The 4,934-nt window shown below is 72.6% G+C and carries 3 protein-coding genes and 1 riboswitch; of the genes, 2 read left to right on the plus strand and 1 reads right to left on the minus strand.

Annotation, left to right across the window (positions count from 1 at the left end; genetic code table 11):
- Positions 1-266: 266 nt before the first annotated feature.
- Positions 267-1,277 carry a polyprenyl synthetase family protein gene (locus BM536_RS32265; protein ID WP_073499857.1) on the minus strand — a complete coding sequence of 337 codons (1,011 nt, stop codon included), beginning with the start codon at positions 1,275-1,277 and terminating at the stop codon, positions 267-269.
- A 331-nt stretch (positions 1,278-1,608) separates the two neighbouring features.
- Here BM536_RS32265 and BM536_RS32270 point away from each other — a divergent pair, with 331 nt between their 5' ends.
- Together BM536_RS32270 and BM536_RS32275 are read left to right on the plus strand one after the other, a co-directional pair.
- The gene (locus BM536_RS32270) at positions 1,609-3,813 is read left to right on the plus strand and encodes a CocE/NonD family hydrolase (RefSeq protein ID WP_094103807.1); all 2,205 of its coding nucleotides are present in this window, start codon (positions 1,609-1,611) and stop codon (positions 3,811-3,813) included.
- A 278-nt stretch (positions 3,814-4,091) separates the two neighbouring features.
- Positions 4,092-4,272: riboswitch (cyclic di-AMP (ydaO/yuaA leader) on the plus strand.
- 4 nt (positions 4,273-4,276) lie between these two features.
- Complete coding sequence (locus BM536_RS32275; protein ID WP_073499854.1) at positions 4,277-4,771, plus strand: transglycosylase SLT domain-containing protein; 495 nt, start codon at positions 4,277-4,279, stop codon at positions 4,769-4,771.
- The last annotated feature ends 163 nt before the right edge of the window (positions 4,772-4,934 follow it).

Here is a 4,934-nt window from a genome sequence, read left to right on the forward strand (position 1 = left end):
GGCCGGAACGGAGACCGGGGGCGGGGGGCTGCGCCTCCGTGAAGACGACCGGCGGCTAGTGAATGGGGGCCTGGGCCGCGGGGCCGCGTGCCGGTGGAGGTGCGGGGCGTGTGTCGGCAGGGGTGCCGGGGACGCAGTCCCCGGCTGGGTGCGGGGCGGAGCCCCGGGGCGGTTCGACCCGCACCTCTCGACCGACCGAGCCGGGCGGGTAGGCGGGCGGGCAGGGCCCGTAGGCATCACCCCGCCCGGGATCACCCCGCCCGGGATCACCCCGCCCGGTGGACCACCGCGTCGCACAGTTCCAGAAGCGCCAGCTTCGCCTCACACTCCCGCAACGGCGCCAACGCCGCCCGAGCCTCCTTGGCATACCGCACGGTGTCCCGCCGAGCCTGCTCCAGCGCCGGGTGGGCCCGCAGTGCGGCCAGCGCCTCGGCGAGCCGGGCGTCGTCGCTGAGGTCGGAGTCGAGCAGCTCGCACAGCGCGATGTCCTCGGGCAGCGCCAGCCGCGCCGCCCGCTCGCGCAGCCGCAGCACCGGCAGCGTGGGAATGCCCTCGCGCAGATCGGTCCCGGGCGTCTTCCCCGACTCGTGCGAGTCCGACGCGATGTCGAGCACGTCGTCCGCGAGCTGGAAGGCGACGCCCAGCCTCTCGCCGTACTGGGTGAGCACGTCCACGACCGTCTCGTCGGCGCCGGACATCATCGCGCCGAACCGGCAGGACACCGCGACCAGGGATCCGGTCTTGCCGCCGAGCACGTCGAGGTAGTGGTCGACGGGGTCCCGTCCGTCGGTGGGCCCGGCCGTCTCCAGGATCTGTCCGGTGACGAGCCGTTCGAACGCCTCCGCCTGCACCCGCACGGCCTCGGGCCCGAGGTCGGCGAGGATGTGCGAGGCGCGGGCGAACAGGAAGTCTCCGGTGAGGACGGCGACCGAGTTCCCCCAGCGGGTGTTCGCGCTGGACACCCCTCGCCGTACCTCGGCCTCGTCCATCACGTCGTCGTGGTACAGCGTGGCCAGGTGGGTCAGTTCCACCACCACGGCGGAGGGCACGATGCCGGGCGCGTACCGGTCCCCGAACTGCGCGGCGAGCATCACGAGCAGCGGCCGGAACCGCTTGCCGCCCGCCCGGACGAGATGCTGGGCGGCCTCCGTGATGAACGGGACCTCGCTCTTGGTGGCCTCGAGCAAGCCTTCCTCGACAGCCGTCAATCCGGCCTGGACATCGGCTTCCAGAGCCTGGTCCCGCACGCTCAGCCCGAACGGCCCGACGACGGTCACGAGGGGTCTCCTGTCTGCTGGTGTCTTGTGGCGATTACGCGGTTTGTCGATAGGTCGCTGCCCTCACTCAAGTCAGCGTATCCGGTCACGTTTCGATCACCGACAGGCCCCACGTCCCCCCGTCTCGAACTTCGCTCACCCGGGAGTCGCCCCCCGAACGGCCGGGCGGCATCGGATCATGCCCGGTATGTTGCTGATCAGACGGTATGGGCGCTCCGAACCAGCGAGATGCGGCCCGGCGACTCCGTCCGGTCGCCCTCGTCACCCTCGTCACCCAGCCGGCCGTAGCCGTCCGACACCCCTCCCCGCTGACCTCACGGGGGCCACGCAGATGCGCATCCGTTCGTCCTTCCCCTACGAGACAGCCCACGAGGACCTCCGCATCCGTCTGCCCGACGGAACCCTCCTGTACGCCCGCGTGTGGCGACCATTGACGGACGAGCCCGTGCCGGCGCTGCTGGAGTACACCCCGGACCGGCTCTCCGACCGCACGGCGGCACGCGACCGGCAGCGCCACCCCTGGTACGCGGGCCACGGCTACGCCTGCGTTCGCGTGGACGCGCGCGGGCACGGCAACAGTGAAGGGCTGCCGGACGACGCCGCCCGCCCACCGGCAGTGCCGGCCGGTGAAGCGACGGCCGGCGGCGTGACGGCCGGTGGCTTGACGGCCGACGGCGTAGCGGCAGACGGGGCGGCGGTCGTCGCGTGGCTGGCGGCCCAGCCGTGGTGCGACGGCACGGTGGGCATGTTCGGCATCGGACGGGGCGGCGCCTGTGCCCTCCGGGTCGCGGCCCGCGCAGGCGCCGCGGCCCGCGCAGGCGTCCCGGACCTGGCGGGCATCGCGGACCTCACAGACGCCCCGGACCTCACAGACACCCCGGACCTCGCGCCCACGCCACTGAAGGCGGTCGTCGCCGTCTGCTGCCCGGACGGTCACCCTGACAACGGTGTGCGCCACCCGAGCGGTTCCGCCCTCCCCGCCGACCCGCCGCACACCCGGGCGGCGCAGGCCCGGCTCGCCTCCGTCTGCCTGCCACCCGACCCCGAGCACGTCGGTGACGCCTGGCGGGACATGTGGCTCCGGCGTCTGGAGTCCGTCGACCCGCTCGCCCCCACCGGGGTTCCCGAGGAGTCCACGACCGGCGTGCCCGTCCTGGCTGTGGGCGGCTGGTACGACCCGTACCCCGACACGGTTCTCGGGCTGGTCGAGCGCCTCCCGCCGGACCGCGTGCGCGGCCTGATCGGCCCCTGGCCGCACACGTACCCCGACCACGCCCCGCACCCCGGGCCCGCGATCGGCTTCCTCCAGGAGACCCTGCGCTGGTGGGACCACTGGCTGAAGGGCAGGGACACGGGCGTCCTCTCCGACCCGCTCCTGCGCGCGTACGTCCGCGGCTCGCGCCTCACGGCCACGGCGTACGGCGCCCTGCCCGGCCGTTGGGTCGGCGAGCCCGCCTGGCCCTCGCCCCGGGTGCGCGTCGTGCCGTACGCCCTCCAGGGCGCCCCGGTCCCGGTGTGCTCCCCCCTGCACACGGGGGTCGACGCCGGCCGCCTGCTTCCCCGCGACGACGACGCCGGTCTCCCGCCTGACCAGCGCGAGGAGGACGGGCGCTCGGTCTGTTTCGACTTTCCGGTGAGTGAGGAGACCTGGGTGCTGGGCCGGCCCCGGGTACGGCTGCGGCTGACGTGCGCGGCGTCACACGCCCAGGTCGTCGCCCGGGTCTGCGATGTGGCACCGGACGGCTCCTCCACCCTCGTGACGCGCGGGGCACGGGAGCTTCGGCCGGCGGAGCGCGCAAGCGCGGAGCACGGAAGCCCGGAGCACGGAAGCCCGGAGCACGGAAGCGCGGAGCACGGAAGCCCGGAGCACAGGGGCACGGAGCACAGGGGCACGGAGTGCGGAGGCGCCGCAAGGGACGTCGTCCTCGACCTGGCCCCCGTCGGCCACGCCTTCCCGCCCGGCCACCGCGTCCGTCTCGCCGTCTCCTCCGCCTACTGGCCGTGGGCCTGGCCCGGGCCGGAGTCGGCGGCGGGGTTCACGGTGGATCCGGCGGGCAGCGCGCTGGAGCTGCCGGTGCGGGTCCGGGAGGCGGACCCCGGCATCGCCTTCGCGGAGCCCGAGCAGTCCCCGCCCCTGGGGGTGAGCGTCCCCGCCACTCTCGACGAGCCGCGTCCCGAGCGGCTTCTGGTGCGGGACGAGACCGGGGGCGGGTGGCGGCTGGAGGTCGTCCCGCCCGACGCCGGCACGCGTGTGTACCCCGACGGCCTGGAGTTCACCGAGGACGCGCTGACGACGTACACGATCGCCGAGCGCGATCCCCTGTCTGCCCGTTTCCGCTGCGACCGGACGGTCCGGCTGCACCGCCCGGAGCGGGGCTGGGACACGAGCGTGCGGACCCGCTCGGAGGTCACCTGCGACGAGACGGATTTCATCGCCACCGACGAGGTGGTGTGCACGGAGGACGGCGAGGTGGTGTTCCACCGGACCTGGCGGAAGCGCATTCCCCGGACACCCCTCCCACCGCCGCCCCATTAAAAGCGACTTGAGGCTCAATGCCCGTTTTACCCCTGTTGTGGACGTCGGTGAGTTGGCTCACTCCACGACCACAGGGGCAATCCACCCCGGAATTTGTGATTCCGCTTTGCTCGTCGGCGAGTTGGCGCTCGGCGAACAGAAAGGATCAAGCAGGCATACACCCCTGATCAAGGTCAATAGGGACGATCTGTGAATCCGGCACTTGTTCCGGACATGCGCTCTCGCATACGTTCCCGGCCTGTCGGGCAGACGCCTAATCCTGCCGCCGCCCGGCAACCCATCGACCGACACTCACGCACGGCAGGAGCGGGGGACCCAGGTAAGTCGCCGAGCCGTACGTCACGCACGTACCGCACCGGCTTGGGGTGAAGTCGCGTCGCCGTACCCCTACGGCGGCCGGCCGGGCACTTTCCAGCCCGAACCCGACAGCTCACCTCGTAGGCGCCGGAGAGGAACCTTCGTCATGCCCGCTGCCGTTCAGCACCGCCGTACCCGCCTCGCCCGCACCCTCGCCGTCGCCGCCACCGGCGCCGCCGTGCTGGCCCTCCCGCTCCTCGGCTCGACCAGCGCCTCCGCGGCCACCACGGCGTCGGCCGCGACCGCCGCCACGACCACCGCCACGACCACCGCCGGGTACACCAACAACCTCGACGGCTGGATCCGCGAGTCGCTCGCGATCATGGCCGAAAAGGGCATTCCGGGCACCTACAACGGCATCTACCGCAACATCATGCGGGAGTCCTCGGGCAACCCGAACGCCATCAACCTGTGGGACTCCAACGCGGCTGCGGGCATCCCGTCCAAGGGCCTTCTCCAGGTCATCGACCCCACCTTCGCCGCGTACCACGTGTCCGGCACCGCCTACGACCCGTACGACCCGGTCGCCAACATCACCGCCGCCTGCCACTACGCGGCCCACCGGTACGGCTCGATCGACAACGTCTTCGGCGCGTACTGACAGTCACCCCAGGAACTCCGCAGGAACCTCGGGGGCTCCCAGGGGGCTCCCTAGAGGGCTCCTTGGAGTCACCCTGGGGACTCCCTGCGGGACTGGTGACCCCCACGAACCAGGGGATCAGGGGATCCAGGGGATCAGGGGATCAGGGGATCAGGGGATCAGG

It is taken from the genome of Streptomyces phaeoluteigriseus, assembly GCF_001896135.2.
In the GTDB taxonomy this organism is placed as follows: Bacteria; Actinomycetota; Actinomycetes; order Streptomycetales; family Streptomycetaceae; genus Streptomyces; species Streptomyces phaeoluteigriseus.